The organism is Comamonas flocculans (assembly GCF_007954405.1).
Lineage (GTDB): Bacteria > Pseudomonadota > Gammaproteobacteria > Burkholderiales > Burkholderiaceae_C > Comamonas_C > Comamonas_C flocculans.
Genome location: NZ_CP042344.1, coordinates 3,154,878 through 3,171,014, shown reverse-complemented (window position 1 = coordinate 3,171,014; position 16,137 = coordinate 3,154,878). Strand labels below are relative to the sequence as shown.

Genomic DNA, 16,137 nt, shown 5'->3' with positions numbered 1-16,137 from the left:
CGGGTCTACCAGGTAGCGTGCGGCTCGCGCAGGAGGCCAAGGTCGTCATCGCCCTGGTCGCTGGCGTCGCCTGCGAGGTTGTCGAAGCCGCGCGGGAAGGCGGGCACGGGGGTGAATTCAATGGCGCCGCCCAGGTTCAGCGTGGCGAACCAGCCCAGGCACAGCATGACGGCGGAGTCACCGTGGCGAAACAGGTCGGGGTCCTTGACGTCTTTGCGGCGCGCCTTCACGACCATGGGAATGCCGTCCACCTCTTCGATGGCGCGCAGGTCCTGCGCGTAATTGGGGTCGGCGGGGATGTCGAGCATGCCGTCTTCAAACGCCTGCACCAGCTTGGGCATCCAGGTGCCGTACCACGCGCGCGCCAGCTTGACCTGGTGCACGTGGGTGTGGCCGAACTTGTCGGCGGTTTCCTCGGCCAGCGTTTCGCCGTTGCCCCCGGCGTCCATGGCGCCGCCGCAGCGCCGGGGCAGGTGCTCGATGGCGTACCAGGTGATCTGCCGCTGCTGCGCGTAGGGCACCTTGTGCATTTCGATGGACAAGGGCAGCTGGCGGCGCATGCCGGCGCCCAGCGCGAGCGCGCCCCAGACGGAAAAGTCGCGGTGGCGCGCATAGTCGTGCGCGAAGACGTGCCTCTCGTTCTTGTCCAGGCGATCCAGGGCGGGGGCAAGGTAGCGCTTGATCCAGTCGGCCACCCACGCCTCGCGCTCGGCGGGCGCCTTGCGCACGAAGTCATCGTCCAGCGCCAGGCGCAGCACGCTGCTGGGCGGCAGCACCATGGCCTGCTCGATCCAGACGCCGGGCAGCGCCACGCCGTTGCCGTCGCGCGCGATGGCGTCCAGCTCTTCGCGCATGGCGGCCTTGCGCACGCCGTAGGCGTTGCGAATCTTGGCGTACCACTTGGCCTTGCCCTCGGGCGTGGGCGTCTCGCCCTTCATCCAGCACACGCGCTCGTACAGGCCGTTGGCCACCGCGTCGTCGAAGGTGACGGTGAACACGGCGGCGTCTTCGCCGTAGCGGCCGGCCTCGATGTCGCGGCAGAACTGCGCGAAGGGGTTGGCCTTGCCGTTGTGCGAGCTGATGACGGTGATCTGTCCGCCCCAGATCAGCAGTGCGCTGGCGGCGTCGAGCACGCCCTGCACGTCGGGGTGGAACGCCGCCTCGTCGATGACCACGTGGCCCTGCAGGCCGCGGATGTTGGCGGGCCGGCTGGACAGCGCGCAGACCTGAAAGCCCGAAGCAAAGCGGATGCGGTAGGCGGTGATGTGGCGCGTTTTGCCGGTCTGCGGGTCCTGGTCCTCGAAGAGGAATTCTTCGATGTTGGATACCTCGCCCTGCGCCCGCGCGATGACGCGGGCGAAGCGGGCGCAGTAGCCGATGGCCTCCAGGCCCTTCTCTTTCGTGTCGCCGATGTAGTAGACGTTGTCGCCACCGGCTTCCTTGCTGGCGGCGGCCACGAGCGTCTTGCGCAGCATCACCGCGAAGGTGATGCCGGTGCGCCGCCCCTTGGGGATGGCGATGATCGATTGCGTCATCGCGACCACCTGGCGCTGGTGCAGCATCAGCACGCCTTCGGCCACGGGGTCGAAGTTGGCGGGGATGGCGCGGGCGCGCGGCGGCAGCTCGTCCCATTCGACGACGCGCAGCGTGCTGGCCAGCGGCTGGATGATGGATGCCATCAGCGCACCCCCAGGAATTCCTTGATCCAGAAATCAACCTGCTCGCGGCCCATGCCCTGGCTCTTGGCGATCTTCTCCAGGTTGGCCTGCTGCTCGGCCAGCAGCTTCTTGCGCGTGGCCTCTTCGATGCGCGCCTGGAATTCCTTGAGGTTGATCGAGCTGCGCGTGAGCGTTGCGATGTTCTTGGCGGCCTTGCTGAGCAGCGCGACGCGCTCGCCAGGGTCGGCCTTCTCGCCGTCTTCGCCGATCTCGTCGGCCTCTTGCAGGGCCAGGATGGCTTCGAACAGTTCGCTCTGCACCATGGCGGTGAGGGCTTCGCTGCGCGCGTCCTTGTCATCGCCCGCGTGCTGCTGGATGAGCTTGGCCGCCTCGGTGCTGGCGCGAATCGCGGCCAGGCGCCGATCCAGCTTGGCGCCGTAACGGTGCAGCGCGCTCCTGCTGGGCAGCTGGCCCGCGTGGGATTCGGCCGGATAGCGCGCCTGCAGGTCGGCAATGAGCTCATCGAGCGTTTGCGCGCCCGTGGCCAGCATGGCCTCGATGTAGCTCTTGATCTCGGCGGGCAAGCGGCTGACGGTGCTTTTGCGACCCATGGCGCGCGCCTACCAGTACTTGGCCGGGCGGGCGATGCCGGGCTCGCAGTCGGTGGTGTATTCGGCCAGATCAATGCCATGGCGGGTGAGCTTGGCGAACCAGCGGCCGCTGGGCTGGCGTTGCAGCTCTATCAAGGCGCGCTCGTGCAGATACTCCAGCTCACGGCGCAATTCCAGGGCCGTGCAGTCAGGGTATTCGGCCTGCGCCACCGACAGTACCGGGCCCTCGAAGGCGCCAATCGGGCGCGCGTTGTTGAGCGTGAGCAGCACCAGCCAGCGCAGGGCCTCGCGGCGCAAACGGGAGGTATCAATCGAAGTGGTCATGGCGTTGGATGGTCGGAGTCGCGGGAAAACACACGTGCACGCAGCTGCACGTTGTCGATCTTGGTGGCCAGGCCGTCGAGCTTGGCCTCGACGATGCTTTGGCCGCGCACGTAGTCTTCGCGGCGCACGTACTGCAGAGGCAGCTCCGCCTGCAGCGTGAGCAGTTCGCGCTCCAGGCGCGAGAGGCCCGAGAGCTCGGCCTCGCGCGTGGTCTGCAGCGCCGCGAAGCGCTCTTGCATGCGCCGCTCGAACTGTCCGGCGATCAGCTTGCCCGCCGTGAAGATGATGGTGGCAAAGCCACCGAGCAGCGATATGCCAAAGCCCACCAGCTGCCAGAAGTCAACGCCCACCGTCATTGCGCTTTCTTTCCCTTGGAGGTTTTCTCAAGACGTGCCTGGCATGCCACGCACAGCCGCACGCCCGGCAGGGCGCGACGGCGCGGCTCGGGGATGGGTTCGGCGCAGCCGCGGGCCTGGCAGTGCTCGGCCGAGTCGGCCATGGTCTTGCCGGTGAGGCCCGCGCGGCGGTGCTGGCTGTGCAGCGCGTCGGCGAGCAGCTCGGCCTCGCGCGCCTGGGCGCGGTCGATGTCGTCTGTCACCGCTGGCCCTCCGTGTCCAGCCAGTTCAGCAGGTCGGTCATGCGGCCGGCGCACAGGGCGTACAAGTCGTACATGGTCTTGAGCTCAAGGGCGATCGGGTCTACCTGCGTGCTCCTGGGCAGCGGTGGCGGCGGCGGGCAGCGCACCGCGTATTCCGCTGGCAGCGGCTTGGGCAGCGCGATCACGGGCGGCGCCGAGGCCGCGCATGACGCCATCAGGAAACATGCAATCAGTGCGGCTGGGCGCAGTGGCAAAGAGCGCATCGCTCATCTCCCGGGTGGTTTGCTGGTTCGCGCTTTCAAGCCGCGTGGCGGCGGCGCGCATGGCCTGGCTGGCCACGTTTGACCGCTTGAGCAGATCGGCGTGCGCCTGCAGCTGCTCGCCCATGGCCTTGACGGTGGCCGCGTCTTGCCGGGCCGCTTCGGCGGCTTTGCCGTCGGCATGACCGCGGGCGTAGCCGGCGGCGCCGGCGGCAAGCGCAAGCACCAGGGCGGCGAGCGCGATGGCGGCGCGGCTCACAGGCCCGGCCCCCACGACGCATAGCGCGGCTGCAGCACGAGCAGGATGCGCCGGGGGTAGCCGAGGTTTTCAGCGCAGTGCACCGGGCTGCGGCGGGCCTGGCCGCAGGCGGCATCCACCTGCGCGCGCGTGGGCTCACGCAGCCCCGTACTACGGGCTTCCGCCTGCCAGTGGGCAAGCCCGCCGTTGTAGGCGCGCAGCGCCACCCACATGCGGTCCTGTGGGGTGTAGCGCGCGGGCGTGCGATCGTGCAGATACCGGTCGTAGCCGACCAGCGCGCGCAAGGCCCAGGTGGGGTTGTGTGGCTGGCACTGCCGGGCGGGCAGGCCCATGCTGTCGCACCACCATTGCGCGGTCGCGGGCATGAACTGCGCCAGGCCGAGCGCGCCCACGTGGCTGACGGCATCGGGGCGCCAGCCGCTTTCCTGGTGCACCTGGGCGGCGAACACCGCCACCGGCGCGCCCAGGCCCCATTCGGCCTGCGCGGCGCGGATCAGCGTGCGCTTGTAGGCATTGGCCGCGGGCGGCACCTGCGCCTGGGCGGTGCCCGCCAGCCACAGCGTGGCCAGGTAGCACAGCGCCACCAGCGCGGTGACGGCGAGGGCATCCAGCAGCCGCGCGCGCATCGTCACGCCCCCAGGCTCACGGCCACGATGGCGGCGGCCATGATGACGGCGCGTCGCCACATGCAGCCGAGCATGAAGTACAGCGCCGGGGTGTTGGAGACGGCTACGAGCAGCTCGGCCCCCTCGGGGCCTTCGTGCTCAACGGCCTCGCCATCGTCCACCGGGTCATCGAGCGCGCGCAGCGCGTCAAGGCGCGGGCGGGCGTAGGGGAAGACGCTGCGATCGATCCAGTAGCCGGCGACGGCCGCCAGGGCGATGAGGTTGAGCTTGTAGAGGCTGACCGGCAGTTGCTGCGGCGCGATGAAGAACACCAGCAGCGAGAGCAGCAGCGCGATGACCCACCACGAGGTCAGGCGAGGCAGCTTGTTCTGGAAGAACTGAGACACGGGACACTCCTTCTGGGGGAAGAGGCAAGGCGTTGAAGCCGCCAGTCTTCCCGCGAAGGGGTGTCAAGTCTTGGGAACCAGGTCCTTATTTAGTGTCTGCGCTTCAGTCTGGCGTGAGCATGCGCTCGCCAAGGTAGAACAGGCCCCAGAAGGTGACGCACGTCATCTGGATGATTGCGAAAAGAAACATACCCAGCCCCGGCCAATGCAGGGAAGAAGCCATGCTCTTTCCGAGCGCAGGGGCCAAGACCAATGTTGCAATGGCTGCAAGGGTGAAGAGGAAGCTCAGCGCCGTGAGGTAGGCGAACATCGACGTGAGAAAGCGCCGCCGGGTCGCTGCCACCTTCTGCATGACCCCGTTGTACTTGATGTACATGGTGGGGGCCGGATTGGGCATTGTCCGGTCCAGGTGGGGGCTGTTGAAAGATGAAACCGCCGCCAAGGCAGCGATGTAGAAACCCGCCAAGGTTTGAGTGAATCCGAGGAGACGATCAAGCAGCCCTTGCGAACCAAACACATTCACGGAACTGCCAAGCCGGGCGAGCACGACCAAGACCACTAGCGTTGCCAGGGCAGGCAATAGCCAATTGATCCACAAGGGCAACCGCGAAGGATGCCGGATAGTGAGGAATGAAAAAGGCCTGACAAGATCCAGCATGTTGGGCTGTCGTTCACGAAGGCACCGATTGAAGCAGTGGCCTCATGCCCGCCAGAATGACGGGGCTGAGCGCTTCCTGCTGCGATTCCACGTCGGTGTCGAACTCGATGTGATCCCTGAGGGTGAAGGCGGCATCCAGGTTGTTGATGTCCAGCGTGGCGCTGGTCTTTTTTCCCGCCACGGTTTTGTAATGAAGGCGCAGCTTGGTGTATTCAGCGCCATCGGGACGACTCTTGAAGTAGCGTACCGCATCACGCAGGCCTGCGCCAGTAACGGCTTTGGGGATGGCTGCCTGAACGCTCAGGCTGCGCTCTACAACTTGCAAATTGCCGCCCGTGTCGAATCGGCTACGTTCCTGTGCAATCAGCTCCATTCCTTCAAATTCACCAGTGTGCAGGGCATCGGCAAGCGTCTGACCCTGGTGAGCAAATGCGGTAAAGCCGTAGTTCACCTGATATTGCAGAGGCTTGCCTTCGGAGTTCTTGGCTCCGGATGGATCGTCGAAGTAGAACAGCGCCCTGTTGCGGCGGTTTCTGGCGGCCTCTTTCGAGAGCCGCCTCAAGAGTATTTCGATGTCTTTGGCTGCCACGCCCGCCTGCATGGTCAGCAGCATGGCGGCCGTCTTGCCGTCTGCATTGGGGCGGACAAGCGCATGGGCTGAAATTTCGATGCCCTCAGCCTTGGTTTTACCTGCCTTGCGCACCTTTGCCGTACCCAAATCGCGTAGGGCCACATCGGACAGCGCAGCGTTGGCCTTGCTGATCAGCAACTGATAGCAGTTACTGGTCTTGTCGTAGCCCCAGTCCGCCAGCACGGTGTGCAACTGCTGTGACTTGCGGATGGTCTGGGGCAGCTTGCTGCCGGCAGCAAGCCCGGTAAAGCATTTGAGCAGGTCGGCAAACGGTGCGCATGACGGGCTCTCGATGGCCGCCTTGGTGTAAGAGCGTAGGTGGATTTCGTAGAAATGCACTGTGCGCTTGCGAAGCGATAAAGACATTTGATCTCCTCTTTTTTTTAACGTGATCGTCATTGCCCGCCGGGCACTGCCTGCGGTTGCGGCAAGCCGCCCTGTTGTTCGATTTCAGCCATCAAAGAGGCGTACCTCGTTGAGTTCGCCCAGGATGTAATTTTTTTGCGGAACTGATCTCGCTTGTGGGCTGCCCAGGATGGGGTGTCGCCAGAGTACTGCCCCTTGGGCAGGCGCCCGGCAATCTTGTCTTCCAGTAGTACGGCAACACGGCGCAGCACCCGCGCGGCCTCGGGATAGTCCTTGTGTTTGAGTAGCAGCTTGGCCCATGCGTCAACCCGGCCTGAATGCACCATGGAGCCAACCGAATTGGCGAAATAGTCCAACTCTTGGGCTGGCGCGCTCATGTCTCCGTTGGCGACACGCAGTTCGTAGAACTTCGAGGCGTAACGGGCTTCGCTCGGGTTTCCTGTCAGCGCTTGACGAAAGAGTTCTAGAGCTTCACCCGCCTCGCCTCGCTCTTGAGCCAACACGCCAAGGCAAAAATCGCGGTAGTGCTGAGGGTGCGACACGAAGTCATCAAACGGCACGCCAGCGCGCACATAGTCAAGCATGGGCAGAAAGTGCGTCACATGGCGCTTGCCCGAAGCAATGGCCTCCTGCTGTTTGGCATCGAGCGCCCACAACCTATGAAACCGGTACATGGCAAGGCCGCTGTGCTGTGTGACGCCGCCGTGCTTGCTGCGGGTGATCTTGAATCCAGCGCTGGTCCACTCATCGAAAGTGCGAATTCGCCCGTAGTGCTCCAGGAATGGGGCGTGCTTCGCACCGTTCAAGAGGTGCATAAACCCCTCTGGAGAAAGCTCCACGTACTCCACCTGGCTCATTCATCGCACCTTCCATCATTCGCGGCCACGCGCGGCCTTCTTGCGGCCTGTGGCCGTTGATTTCGCTTCGAGATCGGCTGCGCGCTCAATGAAGCGCCTGCCTTCCTCGTCCGTGGACTCGTAGTTGTCCAGCAGCGCGCGGGCGCGCGGTGGCAGTGCCGCCGCCGCAGGTGCCGACTGGCTGCGCTGGCCGGTGAGGATGTAGAGCACGTCGGTGCCAGCGGCGGCGATGGCTGACAGATAGCGCGCATCCGGTGACCGTTCGCCCTTCTCATAAAGAAGCTGCGCCTGCTTGCGCACACCCGCCATCGCACCGAACGCCTCTTGGCTCATGCCAAGCCGCTCGCGTTCTTCGCGCAATCGCACACCAGTATCCATATGCGTAACTTAACTATTTGCAAGATACGCATTTGCGTACCATAATCACACCAACCTCAAGAAACCCAACAACCACCGCCACCGAAGAGGACACCATGACAACGCACTCCGACGACCTGCTACGCAGCTTTCACGAAGGCGATGCCGTTACCCGGCAGATCGTGCGCCAGCTTCGCCGTCGTCTTGGCCGTCAGCGTCAAGCCAGCCAAGCGCGTCCCATGCGGGTTGCGTGCGCATCGTTCCTGGCGGCTGCGACAGCGCTAGCTGTGTCAGCGCTTCACGCAGCCCATGGCGCGCGGGCTCGTCGGGGAGCAGACCAATGAGCATTTTTTGCACGTCGGCCATCCCCAGCAGCAGGTCCTCGACGTGCTGCAGGCGACTCACCAGCCAGAGAGTGCGCTCGTTGGTGGAGAGCTCGAGTGGATCAATGCCTTTTTCTTGCTCTTCTTCCATGCCTTCTCCTCTTTGACGCCCAGCCCGCAATCTACCACCGACCACCCACCAATCACCACCGAAAAACCATGAGTAAAACCCTACGCACCACTGCACAGGCCCGCCAGTGGATGGATGAGCAGGGCCTTTCGCAGGCCGAGCTGGCGCGCCGTTTCGGCGTGACCAGTTCGCTGGTGGACGCCATCCTGCGCGGCGGCAAGCCGTGCAAACGCGGCGCGAGCCACAACATTGCGGTGTTCCTGGGCCTGAAGCACGGCCAGGCGGTGGCGGCGCGCCAACCCTACCGCGGCCGCACCACACAGGCGGCCAGCGCGGGGGCCGGGGCATGAGCGGCACGCCCGGCGAGCGCCTCAGCTGCCTGCAAGCCAGCCTGCGCATGGTTCACCTGCTCGGTGCGCTGCGTCCCGAATACGGCCGGCCAGCGTTGCGGCTTGTTCCTGCATCCAAGGTGCCAGCTCCGCAATCTCTGGGGCCGACAGCGTCTGCATCAGCCGCGCAACCAGCCGATCCGCATCAATCACCCCAGCGTGATGGAGCTCACCCATGAGCAGGGCCACCGCTTCGTGCATCACCATGTGCTGGGCCATCGAGGCGTCGGCGCGCAAGCGGCCTTCGATCAGGTGTCTGGCGACGGTCGCCGGGATGAATTCCGCCATAGCTTCCTCCGGTTGCATTGCGATGCGTGCATTGCAGCAGAGACGGCGGACGCGGGCTAGAGGCGGGCGAGCTATCTTTTTGGACGCACCACCCCGGAGGGCCTTCCAATGACCCGCCGCGACTGGAAACACGCGCGCGCCAACAGCGTGGTGCATGCGCTGCGGCTGTGCAAGGAGTTCGCACTTGTGCGGCACAACCTCTCGGTTGAGCGCATTGCCGACCGCATGGGGGTGACGCACGACAGCCTCTACAAGTGGCTGGGCAACGGCCGCATGCCGGCCATTCTGGTGCCCGCCTACGAGCTGGCGTGCGGATGCCATTACGTGTCGGACTGGTACGGCGCAGCGGCCGGGCGCCTGGTGGTACCCATGCCCACAGGCCGCGCCGTGAGCGAGGCTGACCTGCTGGCCGTCAACAGCAGCTGCGCCGCCGCCCTGGCTCTGCTCACCACCTTCTACGCCGACCCCACGCGGGCCGACGCCGCCGTCGCCACCCTGGAGGCGCTGCGCGCGCATCTGGAACAGGTGGCTTTTCATCACCACAACGTGGCGCGCTATGCGGCGCCGGAGCTGGAGTTTTGAGCATGGCACCCCTGGATTGCAACTGGGCCTGCGTGATGGCGCCCGCCTATGTGTACGTGGGCATCGTCAAGCGTGAAGAGTTTGACCGCCTCGCCCTGCCGGTCACCGACCACGGCGCAAGCAACCCCGACCGCCCGGTGCTCACAAAGACGGCGCACGACCCCAACGGCTGCACCGTGGTGTTCCAGCACTGGTATGGCCCCACACCCGCCGAGCGCGCTGCCGAGGCCGCAGCGGCGCAAGCGCTGGCCCGTATCACCGTTGCCGGGACGGTGGCATGAGCAACCCCCAGCACCATCAACCGGCGCGCCGCGCGCTGCGACTGCTGTGGGTGCTGCAGGGCAATGCGTTCGGTGGCCTGCGGCTCAAGCAGGTGGCCGAGGCGATGCGCGTGGCGCCGCCCATGGCGCTGCGCGACCTGGAACTGCTGGCTGCCGAGGGCGTGGCCGAGCGCATTCCCGGCAACGAGGAGTGCTGGCGGCTGACCCCCAAATTGATCCAGCTTGCCCGCGCCCACGACGACGAGCTGCGCCGCGTGCGCGAGCGCGTGGATGCCATCGACCAGCGCTACACGCGCGCCATCTGACCGATCACCAACCAAAGGGAAAAACATGACACGAGGACGCAAGGCGCTCGCGCCCGCAGAGCTGCACGGGCCTGATTTTGTGGGCGCAACACCGCCGGACATGGCGCAGCAGGAGGCCGATGCGCGCAATGCGCTGGCCGCCGCCAATGCCAAGGTCGCCGCGCTGGCTCGCGAGCTGCGCTACGAGGGATCGACCGATCCGCAGGTGCTGGAGAACTCGGCGCGTGATGTCATTCGCCGCATCGGCACTGGCATTTTCGAGCTGGGTGGCTATTTGCTGCTGTTGAAAGAGGCTTGCGCGCACGGGGAATTTCTCCCAGCGCTGGAGCGGCTGGGCTTGGGCGCTGACGCTGCGCAGCGGTACATGGCGATATCAAAACGCTTCGCAAATACCGCGACGTCGCGGCATTTGGAATCGATCGGCATGTCCAAGCTGGTCGAACTGCTGCCTCTTGACAATGAACAGCTCGACGAGCTCACCGAGCATGGCCAGACCGGCGAGCTGGCCTTGGATGATGTCGCCACGATGAGCGTCAAGGAGCTGCGGGCCGCCGTGCGCCAGGCGCGCCATGACACCGATTACGCGGCCGAGCAGCTCCAGAAAGAACGCCAGCGCGCCGACAAGGCCGAGAAGAAGCTGCGCGGCCGGGTGCCCGTGGTGGTGCCGCTGGATGAGCGCATCGCGCCGTTCCATGAGGAAATCGGCAAGCGCCAATCGCTCATCGAGCGCGCGGTGCAAGCGCACCGCGAGGCCACCCAGGCGCTGGAAGCGTGGTGGACCGCCGAGGTGACGAGCGCAGAAGGCTATGACCCGATGGCCCCGGCGCCGCTGCCGCGCGCCGTGGCCCTGGTGGCGCTGACCTTGCAGGATGGGTTGAACCGCCTGGCGCAGATGGTGGGCGTGGCGCAGCATGAATTCGACCTTGCGTTCGGCGACGACCTGGCCGATGAGCGCCAGCACCTGATGCAGTTGCCAGACGCCGGGACGCAAGATGCTTGAGGAGGCGCAGGACATGGCGGCGCTTTCCCCCGAGGCTTGCAGCTATGTGCGCGAGTTGGCGCAGCGCCTGGATGGCGCGGGCTACAGCCAGCGCACGACGCTGGTGCGCGAGGCGGGCGACTTTCTCGGGCTATCCATGCAGAGCGTGTACCGCAACCTCAAGAGCGTGGCGGGCTGGTCCAGTGGCCGCAAGGTGCGCAGCGACAAGGGTTCGACGAGCGTGCCGCCGGATGCGCTGGTGACGCTGGGCGCGGCGCAACGCGAGGCGATTCGCGCCAACGGCAAGCAGACGCTGTTCACCCCCACGGCGCGGGGCATGCTGGCGCAGAACGGGCATGACTTTGGCGTGAGCAACGGGCAGCTCAACCGGCTGCTGCGCGACCGCCGGCTGAATGTGGCGGCGCAGCGCATGGCGCGGCCGGTGCAGCCGCTGCGCGCGCCGCACCCCAACCACACGCACGAGATCGACCCGTCGCTGTGCCTGGTGTACTACCTGAAGGGGCGCCAGTACATCATCCGCGACGACGAGTTCTACAAGAACAAGCTCGACCGCCTGGCGCAGGTCAAGTTCAAGGTGTACCGCTATGTGCAGTACGACCGGGCGAGCGCGGCCGTGACGCCGTGGTACTGCGAGGCGGCGGGCGAAGACCAGCACAATCTTTTCAAGTTCCTGATGTTTTGCTGGGGCAAGCAGGAGGGGCGGCTTGCGCATGGCGTGCCGTTCAATCTGCTATGGGACAAGGGCAGCGCGAACATGTCGGCGGCGGTGCGGTCGCTGGCCGATGCCTTGGGGGTGAATCACCTGACGCACGAGGCGGGGAACGCGCGCGCCAAGGGCGGCACGGAGGGCAGCAACAACCTGGTGGAGACGCAGTTTGAAAGCCGGCTGCGCTTTCAGCCTGTGGAAAACGTGCAAGAGCTCAATGCCGCCGCGTTCGCCTGGGCCAACGCCTGGAATGCCAACCTGATTCCGGACCAGGACTGCCGCCTGCACCGCCCGGGCCTGGCCGAGCCCATGGCGCGCTACGACCTGTGGCAGCTGATCACGGCCGAGCAGCTGCGCCTGCTGCCGCCCGAGGAGGTGTGCCGCGCGTTCATGCGCAGCAAGCCCGAGGAGCGGCAGGTGAAGCCCGATCTTTCAATTACCTTCCGCCACCCTGCGGCAGAGCGCACGATGGCCTACAGCCTGCGCGGGTTCGACGGCATCAACGTGGGCGACACGGTGGTGGTGCGCGGGTTGATCTATGGCGAGTGCGCGGTTCAGGTGCAGGTGCAGCGTTACGACGGCGAGCCGCTGCTGTATCGGGTGGAGCCGAACATCGAGTTCGACCAGTTCGGCCAGCGCCTGGATGGCGCCATCATCGGGACGGAATACAAGCGCACCAGCGCCACCCCGGCCGAGCACGCGGCCACCGCGATGGATGGGGCCGCCTACCCGGGCATGACGCAGGACGAGGTGAAGGCAGCGCGCGCCAAGCGCGCCACGCCTTTCAACGGGGAAATCAACGCCCACGGCTACCTGCAGCAGATCGAGCTGCCCGATTACCTGCCGCGCCAGGGCACGGCCATCGAGACGCCGGCGCACGCGGCGCCTGCGGGCCCCGAGCTGATCGATGCGGTGAGCGCGATGCTGCGCATCGTGCAGGCCACGGGCCGCCCTCTGTCGCCCCAGGAAAACGCCTTCTTCATGAAGCGCTACGCCTCGGGCGTGCCCGAGGATCAGGTGGCGGCGCTGATCGCGCAGTACCAAGGCGCGGCCACGGTGGATGAACCCCTGCAAGCCGTTGGTGGCCTGCGCGCGGTGTGAGGTGGCAACCATGATGAATCTGCCTCAAGACCTGGCCATGGTGCAAAGCAACCAGGCGCAACTCGCGCGTCACCTCGGAATTTCCCGCGCGAGCGTCACCCTGATCGCGAAGTACCACATCTGGCCCACCACGCGCGGGCTCAGCGAGCAGCTGCTGCGCGAGCGCATCAGCGCATTCCTGAAAGCGAAGGGCCTGCCCGCCGAGCGGCTGGCAGCGACCTTTGACGAAGCACCCGCAGCTGCGCGCGCCAACGCGCAGCTGCAGGCGATGGCGAAAGCCAATACCTCCGGCCCCCAGCCCGGCACTACCCAAGAAGAGGACCCCTTCATGCTACTACGGCATCACTCATTGTCATCTGCCGCGCGCCAGCACTTCAAGGTGCTGCGCGATCCGTTCGTCGACGAGATGAACGAGGACGCTGACGTGTTCGTCACCGACGACATCCGCTACGTGCGCGCCGCGATGCGGCACACGGCGCGCCACGGCGGCATGCTGGCCGTGGTGGCCGAATCGGGCGGCGGCAAGTCGACGCTACGCCACGACCTGATCGACTGGATCAACACCACGGGCGAGCCGATCACGGTGGTGGAGCCCTATGTGGTGGGCATGGAAGACAGCCACCGCAAGGGCCGGGCGTTGATGGCCGTCGACATCACGGGCGCGGTGATCCGGGCCGTCTCGCCTGGCGCATCGCTGCGTCAGTCGGCGCAGGATCGCGCGGCGCAGATGCACAACATGCTCAAGGCCAGCGCGCAGGTGGGCAGGCGCCACGTGCTGCTGATCGAAGAGGCGCACGCGCTGGCGGTGCCGACATTGAAGCACCTCAAGCGTTTTTACGAGCTGCAGGATGGTTTCAAGAAGCTGCTCTCAATCATCATCATCGGGCAGACTGAGCTGGAAAAGAAGCTCAGCGAGCACAACCCGGAGGTGCGCGAGGTGGTGCAACGCTGCGAGCTGGTGAAGCTGCCGCCGCTGGACAACCACGTGCAAGCCTATCTGCGCCACAAGCTGGAGCGCGTGGGCCTGCAGTTCGACGCGGTGATGGCGCCGGATGCGGTCGAAGCGATTCGCGCCACGCTGCGCCAGGCAGTGGCCGAGACGGTGCGCGGCCAGCGCCAGGCGCGCGAGCAGTCGCTGTGCTACCCGCTGGCGATCAACAACCTGGTGACCAGGGCGATGAACCAGGCGGCGCAGATCGGCGCGCCCCGGGTGAATGCGGCGCTGATCCAGGCGGCAGTGAGGGGGAACTGAGCATGCAGCGCAGCTACCACATCACGATCAACATGGCTGACGGCTCGAAGCGCACGCATGTCAACCTGTACCGCGACAGCGCCGCCGCTGCATCCGACGCGGCGCAGCGCTTCCCAGCAGCGACACGCCTTGATATCAAGCGTACAACGACGGTGCTGCGTGTCGGCACCCGCGCGCCAGGCATGCCCTGCATGGGGAGGGCCGCCTCATGAATCACCCCACATGCACAGAACTCGGCGTGTGCCAGAAGCTGGAGCTGCTTGGGCCTGACTGCAGCTGCATGCACGACACGCATCGCCTGCCGGTTGACGGCTACTTCTTTGCGCCTGGTTCAGTGCAGACGATGCCACGGCGGCGCACGCGGCGCCTGCGCCGTGCCGCGCACCTGGCCGTGAGCGTGCTGATGGCCGTGGAATTTCTCGCTCTTGTCGCGGGGATCGGCTTTTTCATTGGCCTGCTTTGGAGCCGCATATGACCAAGCCCACGGAAATCATCGCCTGCCCGGCCTGCGGCACGGAGCTTACGCTGGAGCACCTGGTGGGCTCGCTGGACGATGAGCGCGCCTTCGCCCGCCTGGTCGCGCTGAGCGTGCCCATGGCGCACCTGGTGGTGCGCTACATCGCGTTGTTCGCCCCCGCCAAGCAGCGTCTGACGCTGCGCAAGAAGGTACGGCTCATCCAGCAACTGCTGCCCGACCTGCAGCGCCTGGCGATCACGCACAAGGGTCGCGAGTGGCCTGCGCCGCTGGATGCATGGGAGCAGGCCATCGAGCAGATGCTCGCCGCGCGGGACGCGGCGCGCCTGCAGCTGCCGCTGACGGGCCATGGCTACCTGTATGCCGTGCTCGCCGGCCTGGCGGAAAAGCATGCGGCCCTGGCCGAGCAGCGGCCGCGCCGCGACACGGTGACCGTGCGCGGCCAGACCATGGAGATAGGCACCGCGCTGGATGTGGTGTACGGCTGCAAAGACCCGGCGCTGGCCGCCATCGAAGAGAGCAGCCGCAAAGCCGCGCCGATGCCCGACGCGGTGCGCGAGCACATTCGCCGGATCAAGGGCGCCCAAGGAGGTGCGGCATGACAACCGTCGCCATCAACCAGGCCGAAGCACTCGAACGCCGCGATGCGCTCTCGCGCGAAATCCGCGCACTGGTCGTGAGTAAGCGTGAACTCACGGACATCGTTTTAGACGCTCTTTTGAGCGCCTATGTGAACGTCGCAGACGAGACCGGCCGCCTGAAAGAGGTTCCACCAGTCTTGCGCAAGATCGCTGAAGCCGTTGCGCTCGATCAGCTCGTTCCCACCCGCCACTGATTCCTGAAAGACCGCCCCAATGACTGAAGCACAAACCATCCCTCCCGGCTACTGGCGCAACGCGCGCGGTGGCCTTGACCCCATCGAGACCATCAAGCCGATTGACAAGGCGCGCGACGAGCTCGTGCATGAATTGGTCGCGGGCGCCAAGGCGCTCAGCGGCGACGTGGCGCGCTACCGAGAAAAGGCGCTGGGCGACATCGCCAGCTTCGTGCAACTGAGCGCCGAGCAGTACGGTGCGCAGCTCGGCGGCACCAAGGGCAACGTCAGTCTCATCAGCTACGACGGACGCTACAAGGTGCTGCGCGCCATCAGCGAAACGCTTTCATTTGACGAACGCCTGCAGGCGGCAAAGGCACTCATCGAGGAGTGCCTGACCGAGTGGACGAAAGGCGCACGCCCCGAACTGCGCGCGATCGTCAACCGCGCCTTCGAGACCGACAAGGCGGGCAACCTCAACACCAATGCGGTGCTCGCGCTGCGACGCCTGGACATTCAGGACGACCGCTGGGCGCGTGCCATGCAAGCCATCGGCGAGAGCCTGCAGGTGGTGGGCAGCAAGAGCTACATCCGGCTGTACGAGCGCGTGGGCGACTCGGACAAGTACCAGCTCATCAGCCTCGATGTGGCGGCGGCATGACCAAGATTGCCATGAACAGCATCGCCGCCAACCCCTTCGCCGCCACGGTCTACGGCAGTCACCAGACCTACCACGTGACGGTGGACGACCGCATCGCCGCCGTGCGCCGATTCACCACCCGCGAGCAATGCCAGGCCGTGCTGGCGCTGCCCGACCTGCAAAAGACCGTGGCTCGCGCGGTGCACTCGCGCCTGCGCCAGATCGAACGTGACAGCGGAGCGCGGTCGGCATGAGCGGCC

Annotated in this window: 27 protein-coding genes; 13 read left to right on the top strand and 14 right to left on the bottom strand. The window is 65.9% G+C overall.

Annotated features, from left to right (window positions below):
• Window positions 1-5: 5 nt before the first annotated feature.
• From FOZ74_RS15185 to FOZ74_RS15125, 13 genes are all read right to left on the bottom strand, one after another.
• Window positions 6-1,679 carry a hypothetical protein gene (locus tag FOZ74_RS15185; RefSeq protein WP_146913872.1) on the bottom strand — a complete coding sequence of 558 codons (1,674 nt, stop codon included), beginning with the start codon at window positions 1,677-1,679 and terminating at the stop codon, window positions 6-8.
• Window positions 1,679-2,269, bottom strand: a complete 591-nt coding sequence (locus tag FOZ74_RS15180) for a phage protein Gp27 family protein (protein ID WP_146913870.1) — start codon at window positions 2,267-2,269, stop codon at window positions 1,679-1,681. The genes FOZ74_RS15185 and FOZ74_RS15180 overlap by 1 nt, the downstream gene beginning before the upstream one ends.
• A 9-nt stretch (window positions 2,270-2,278) precedes the next feature.
• Complete coding sequence (locus FOZ74_RS15175; RefSeq protein WP_146913868.1) at window positions 2,279-2,593, bottom strand: hypothetical protein; 315 nt, start codon at window positions 2,591-2,593, stop codon at window positions 2,279-2,281.
• Window positions 2,590-2,949: a hypothetical protein gene (locus tag FOZ74_RS15170; protein WP_146913866.1), complete on the bottom strand. Its 360-nt coding sequence runs from the start codon at window positions 2,947-2,949 to the stop codon at window positions 2,590-2,592. The genes FOZ74_RS15175 and FOZ74_RS15170 overlap by 4 nt, the downstream gene beginning before the upstream one ends.
• Entirely contained in the window at window positions 2,946-3,191 is a 246-nt protein-coding gene (locus tag FOZ74_RS15165; protein WP_186764618.1) for a TraR/DksA C4-type zinc finger protein, read from the bottom strand. The genes FOZ74_RS15170 and FOZ74_RS15165 overlap by 4 nt, the downstream gene beginning before the upstream one ends.
• Before the next feature lie 84 nt (window positions 3,192-3,275).
• The gene (locus tag FOZ74_RS15160) at window positions 3,276-3,710 is read right to left on the bottom strand and encodes a hypothetical protein (RefSeq protein WP_146913864.1); all 435 of its coding nucleotides are present in this window, start codon (window positions 3,708-3,710) and stop codon (window positions 3,276-3,278) included.
• On the bottom strand, window positions 3,707-4,336 hold the full coding sequence (locus FOZ74_RS15155) for a transglycosylase SLT domain-containing protein (protein WP_146914228.1): 630 nt from the start codon (window positions 4,334-4,336) through the stop codon (window positions 3,707-3,709). The genes FOZ74_RS15160 and FOZ74_RS15155 overlap by 4 nt, the downstream gene beginning before the upstream one ends.
• Before the next feature lie 2 nt (window positions 4,337-4,338).
• The gene (locus FOZ74_RS15150) at window positions 4,339-4,722 is read right to left on the bottom strand and encodes a putative holin (protein WP_146913863.1); all 384 of its coding nucleotides are present in this window, start codon (window positions 4,720-4,722) and stop codon (window positions 4,339-4,341) included.
• A gap of 103 nt (window positions 4,723-4,825) precedes the next feature.
• On the bottom strand, window positions 4,826-5,380 hold the full coding sequence (locus tag FOZ74_RS15145; RefSeq protein ID WP_146913861.1) for a hypothetical protein: 555 nt from the start codon (window positions 5,378-5,380) through the stop codon (window positions 4,826-4,828).
• Between the two features lie 13 nt (window positions 5,381-5,393).
• Window positions 5,394-6,377: a hypothetical protein gene (locus tag FOZ74_RS15140; protein ID WP_146913859.1), complete on the bottom strand. Its 984-nt coding sequence runs from the start codon at window positions 6,375-6,377 to the stop codon at window positions 5,394-5,396.
• A gap of 29 nt (window positions 6,378-6,406) precedes the next feature.
• Entirely contained in the window at window positions 6,407-7,234 is an 828-nt protein-coding gene (locus FOZ74_RS15135) for a tetratricopeptide repeat protein (RefSeq protein WP_146913857.1), read from the bottom strand.
• 15 nt (window positions 7,235-7,249) lie between these two features.
• The gene (locus FOZ74_RS16580; RefSeq protein WP_432417463.1) at window positions 7,250-7,600 is read right to left on the bottom strand and encodes a helix-turn-helix domain-containing protein; all 351 of its coding nucleotides are present in this window, start codon (window positions 7,598-7,600) and stop codon (window positions 7,250-7,252) included.
• Between the two features lie 159 nt (window positions 7,601-7,759).
• The gene (locus tag FOZ74_RS15125) at window positions 7,760-8,065 is read right to left on the bottom strand and encodes a hypothetical protein (RefSeq protein ID WP_146913853.1); all 306 of its coding nucleotides are present in this window, start codon (window positions 8,063-8,065) and stop codon (window positions 7,760-7,762) included.
• 68 nt (window positions 8,066-8,133) lie between these two features.
• On the opposite strand from FOZ74_RS15125, the gene FOZ74_RS15120 reads away from it, so the two are divergent.
• Window positions 8,134-8,394, top strand: a complete 261-nt coding sequence (locus FOZ74_RS15120) for a helix-turn-helix domain-containing protein (RefSeq protein WP_146913852.1) — start codon at window positions 8,134-8,136, stop codon at window positions 8,392-8,394.
• Window positions 8,395-8,415: 21 nt separating this feature from the next.
• On the opposite strand, the gene FOZ74_RS15115 is transcribed toward FOZ74_RS15120, so the two are convergent.
• A complete protein-coding gene (locus FOZ74_RS15115) occupies window positions 8,416-8,721 on the bottom strand; it encodes a hypothetical protein (protein ID WP_146913850.1) in 306 nt (101 codons plus the stop codon).
• 108 nt (window positions 8,722-8,829) lie between these two features.
• Between FOZ74_RS15115 and FOZ74_RS15110 the strand changes: the two genes are divergently transcribed.
• The 12 genes from FOZ74_RS15110 to FOZ74_RS15055 all read left to right on the top strand — a co-directional run bounded on the left by FOZ74_RS15110 (window position 8,830) and on the right by FOZ74_RS15055 (window position 16,131).
• Entirely contained in the window at window positions 8,830-9,303 is a 474-nt protein-coding gene (locus FOZ74_RS15110) for a hypothetical protein (RefSeq protein ID WP_146913849.1), read from the top strand.
• A gap of 2 nt (window positions 9,304-9,305) precedes the next feature.
• Window positions 9,306-9,584 carry a hypothetical protein gene (locus FOZ74_RS15105; RefSeq protein WP_146913847.1) on the top strand — a complete coding sequence of 93 codons (279 nt, stop codon included), beginning with the start codon at window positions 9,306-9,308 and terminating at the stop codon, window positions 9,582-9,584.
• On the top strand, window positions 9,581-9,889 hold the full coding sequence (locus FOZ74_RS15100; RefSeq protein ID WP_146913845.1) for a hypothetical protein: 309 nt from the start codon (window positions 9,581-9,583) through the stop codon (window positions 9,887-9,889). Before FOZ74_RS15105 ends, FOZ74_RS15100 begins: the two co-directional genes overlap by 4 nt.
• A 100-nt stretch (window positions 9,890-9,989) precedes the next feature.
• On the top strand, window positions 9,990-10,889 hold the full coding sequence (locus tag FOZ74_RS15095) for a hypothetical protein (protein ID WP_255437668.1): 900 nt from the start codon (window positions 9,990-9,992) through the stop codon (window positions 10,887-10,889).
• Window positions 10,890-10,902: 13 nt separating this feature from the next.
• The gene (locus FOZ74_RS15090; RefSeq protein ID WP_146913842.1) at window positions 10,903-12,696 is read left to right on the top strand and encodes a transposase family protein; all 1,794 of its coding nucleotides are present in this window, start codon (window positions 10,903-10,905) and stop codon (window positions 12,694-12,696) included.
• 10 nt (window positions 12,697-12,706) lie between these two features.
• Complete coding sequence (locus tag FOZ74_RS15085) at window positions 12,707-13,948, top strand: ExeA family protein (protein ID WP_186764617.1); 1,242 nt, start codon at window positions 12,707-12,709, stop codon at window positions 13,946-13,948.
• A 2-nt stretch (window positions 13,949-13,950) separates the two neighbouring features.
• On the top strand, window positions 13,951-14,160 hold the full coding sequence (locus FOZ74_RS15080; RefSeq protein WP_146913838.1) for a hypothetical protein: 210 nt from the start codon (window positions 13,951-13,953) through the stop codon (window positions 14,158-14,160).
• Window positions 14,161-14,228: 68 nt separating this feature from the next.
• The gene (locus FOZ74_RS15075) at window positions 14,229-14,423 is read left to right on the top strand and encodes a hypothetical protein (protein ID WP_146913837.1); all 195 of its coding nucleotides are present in this window, start codon (window positions 14,229-14,231) and stop codon (window positions 14,421-14,423) included.
• Window positions 14,420-15,025 carry a hypothetical protein gene (locus FOZ74_RS15070; RefSeq protein WP_146913835.1) on the top strand — a complete coding sequence of 202 codons (606 nt, stop codon included), beginning with the start codon at window positions 14,420-14,422 and terminating at the stop codon, window positions 15,023-15,025. Before FOZ74_RS15075 ends, FOZ74_RS15070 begins: the two co-directional genes overlap by 4 nt.
• The gene (locus FOZ74_RS15065; protein ID WP_146913833.1) at window positions 15,022-15,258 is read left to right on the top strand and encodes a hypothetical protein; all 237 of its coding nucleotides are present in this window, start codon (window positions 15,022-15,024) and stop codon (window positions 15,256-15,258) included. Before FOZ74_RS15070 ends, FOZ74_RS15065 begins: the two co-directional genes overlap by 4 nt.
• Before the next feature lie 19 nt (window positions 15,259-15,277).
• Window positions 15,278-15,898, top strand: a complete 621-nt coding sequence (locus FOZ74_RS15060; protein WP_146913832.1) for a DUF3164 family protein — start codon at window positions 15,278-15,280, stop codon at window positions 15,896-15,898.
• On the top strand, window positions 15,895-16,131 hold the full coding sequence (locus FOZ74_RS15055; protein ID WP_222434173.1) for a hypothetical protein: 237 nt from the start codon (window positions 15,895-15,897) through the stop codon (window positions 16,129-16,131). The genes FOZ74_RS15060 and FOZ74_RS15055 overlap by 4 nt, the downstream gene beginning before the upstream one ends.
• Window positions 16,132-16,137 lie beyond the last annotated feature (6 nt).

Coding starts and splice junctions, on each gene's coding strand:
- FOZ74_RS15085 (WP_186764617.1), top strand. CDS start 12,707: ATGATGAATCTGCCTCAAGACCTGGCCATGGTGCAAAGCAACCAGGCG.
- FOZ74_RS15070 (WP_146913835.1), top strand. CDS start 14,420: ATGACCAAGCCCACGGAAATCATCGCCTGCCCGGCCTGCGGCACGGAG.
- FOZ74_RS15115 (WP_146913850.1), bottom strand. CDS start 8,721: ATGGCGGAATTCATCCCGGCGACCGTCGCCAGACACCTGATCGAAGGC.
- FOZ74_RS15120 (WP_146913852.1), top strand. CDS start 8,134: ATGAGTAAAACCCTACGCACCACTGCACAGGCCCGCCAGTGGATGGAT.
- FOZ74_RS15180 (WP_146913870.1), bottom strand. CDS start 2,269: ATGGGTCGCAAAAGCACCGTCAGCCGCTTGCCCGCCGAGATCAAGAGC.
- FOZ74_RS15080 (WP_146913838.1), top strand. CDS start 13,951: ATGCAGCGCAGCTACCACATCACGATCAACATGGCTGACGGCTCGAAG.
- FOZ74_RS15055 (WP_222434173.1), top strand. CDS start 15,895: ATGACCAAGATTGCCATGAACAGCATCGCCGCCAACCCCTTCGCCGCC.
- FOZ74_RS15135 (WP_146913857.1), bottom strand. CDS start 7,234: ATGAGCCAGGTGGAGTACGTGGAGCTTTCTCCAGAGGGGTTTATGCAC.
- FOZ74_RS15170 (WP_146913866.1), bottom strand. CDS start 2,949: ATGACGGTGGGCGTTGACTTCTGGCAGCTGGTGGGCTTTGGCATATCG.
- FOZ74_RS15185 (WP_146913872.1), bottom strand. CDS start 1,679: ATGGCATCCATCATCCAGCCGCTGGCCAGCACGCTGCGCGTCGTCGAA.
- FOZ74_RS15125 (WP_146913853.1), bottom strand. CDS start 8,065: ATGGAAGAAGAGCAAGAAAAAGGCATTGATCCACTCGAGCTCTCCACC.
- FOZ74_RS15075 (WP_146913837.1), top strand. CDS start 14,229: ATGCACGACACGCATCGCCTGCCGGTTGACGGCTACTTCTTTGCGCCT.
- FOZ74_RS15155 (WP_146914228.1), bottom strand. CDS start 4,336: ATGCGCGCGCGGCTGCTGGATGCCCTCGCCGTCACCGCGCTGGTGGCG.
- FOZ74_RS15175 (WP_146913868.1), bottom strand. CDS start 2,593: ATGACCACTTCGATTGATACCTCCCGTTTGCGCCGCGAGGCCCTGCGC.
- FOZ74_RS15105 (WP_146913847.1), top strand. CDS start 9,306: ATGGCACCCCTGGATTGCAACTGGGCCTGCGTGATGGCGCCCGCCTAT.
- FOZ74_RS15090 (WP_146913842.1), top strand. CDS start 10,903: ATGGCGGCGCTTTCCCCCGAGGCTTGCAGCTATGTGCGCGAGTTGGCG.
- FOZ74_RS15065 (WP_146913833.1), top strand. CDS start 15,022: ATGACAACCGTCGCCATCAACCAGGCCGAAGCACTCGAACGCCGCGAT.
- FOZ74_RS15145 (WP_146913861.1), bottom strand. CDS start 5,380: ATGCTGGATCTTGTCAGGCCTTTTTCATTCCTCACTATCCGGCATCCT.
- FOZ74_RS15100 (WP_146913845.1), top strand. CDS start 9,581: ATGAGCAACCCCCAGCACCATCAACCGGCGCGCCGCGCGCTGCGACTG.
- FOZ74_RS15095 (WP_255437668.1), top strand. CDS start 9,990: ATGGCGCAGCAGGAGGCCGATGCGCGCAATGCGCTGGCCGCCGCCAAT.
- FOZ74_RS15060 (WP_146913832.1), top strand. CDS start 15,278: ATGACTGAAGCACAAACCATCCCTCCCGGCTACTGGCGCAACGCGCGC.
- FOZ74_RS15140 (WP_146913859.1), bottom strand. CDS start 6,377: ATGTCTTTATCGCTTCGCAAGCGCACAGTGCATTTCTACGAAATCCAC.
- FOZ74_RS15110 (WP_146913849.1), top strand. CDS start 8,830: ATGACCCGCCGCGACTGGAAACACGCGCGCGCCAACAGCGTGGTGCAT.